The following is a 1,331-nucleotide window of genomic DNA, read 5'->3' on the forward strand; positions in this document are numbered from 1 at the left end:
ATGACAGTGTAGAGCAGGGACACCAGTTCCTGTGACAGCGCCCAGACCGAAAACATCGTGTGGATCGAGTAGTGTGTGCCGACAGCCGATCAAGATCAATAAAGCCTCTATTTATTACGAACTTTGACGATTGTCGAACTGTGGATTTGTTGATCCGATTGATCGGACTCGGATCAGTGCTGAGGAAAGCCACTTCTGCTTAGCGCGCGGGATCCGATCAATCGTTCACCCGAAGCGCTTTCCGAAGGCGCGGCGTAAGCTCGGGATGGTTCACAGCCACGAATCTTTCTAATTCATCCGAGTTGGGCGTGCGCTTAACCACATGCCAACCATCGTACGCGCGTTTACACAATTCATACGCGTTGTCACTTGGTGGTACGAGGCGCCAACCTTTATCTAATACCATTGATTGGGACACTGCGCTTGGTGTCGACATGACCGTTTCCTGAAAGTTTCAACCCCTAATATGGTAGAATCGCTGGTGGTGACGTTGCAAGCGTTCTGTCGTATCTCCGTCAGCAAAACGTCATCCTTCAATGGATACCGTTGGAGCTCCTTCAGTAGAGGAGATAACGATGTACGTCGAGTCTGGCTTGGATCGGTGCGTTGTCGAAGTCTCCGGGCACACGCTTGGGATAGCTGTTGCCGACAGTCGATATGCGTACTTTGTGGCAACGAGCTCACTGGCTTTGCAAGATGACGGACGCCGGTTTCCTTCAATCCGGGCGGCGTTGCGCACCCTTCATAAGGACTTAGCGGCTCGGGTACATGCATCACAGAACGGACGGGCGGTTTAACCAGTAATTGTTAGAAAAGATGCCAGTTCTCAAAAACAGATAAGCGTCACATCAACACGATATGCAGATAGGCTCTAAAACATCACGCATCATGTTGAACAGTCCGCCGAGGGACCGCGTGTTGACGCGTGCAAAACGACGGTTTGCTCTATACTTCTACCCCTTCTTCCAGAACGGCTTCTGCGCGGCGAAATCGTCCCAGGTGGCGTGGAAGGCCTTGAGTTCGCGGTCCATCATCGCCGCTTGCCAGCCGAGCATGATGCCGGTGGCGTTGGCGGCCAGCGCCTCGCCGCTGCCGCCAGCCTCGGGCGCGCGCTTGTTGCTCAGCCGCCGGTCCAGATCGTCCAGCAAGCGCTGGCCGGTGGCTGCGTCGTTGACCGCGCCCAAGCGGTCCTGGATCGCCTCCTGCCCCTTCAGGTAGCGCTTGGTCGCCTTCTTTGGGAACAGGCCGGCGAAGAACTCGCTGGCGTAGCGCAGCTTCTTGCACTGGATGCGCAAGCGGTGCAGTTCGCCCTCGCTCAGCGTGTCGTGGCG

The 1,331-nt window shown here is 55.8% G+C and carries 1 protein-coding gene; it reads right to left on the reverse strand.

Annotated features, from left to right (window positions below; genetic code table 11):
• Nucleotides 1-953: 953 nt before the first annotated feature.
• The coding region (locus tag CKO28_RS27795) for a CHAD domain-containing protein (protein WP_200344791.1) at nt 954-1,331 on the reverse strand (378 nt) is incomplete at its 5' end.

The organism is Rhodovibrio sodomensis, from assembly GCF_016583645.1.
GTDB lineage: Bacteria > Pseudomonadota > Alphaproteobacteria > Kiloniellales > Rhodovibrionaceae > Rhodovibrio > Rhodovibrio sodomensis.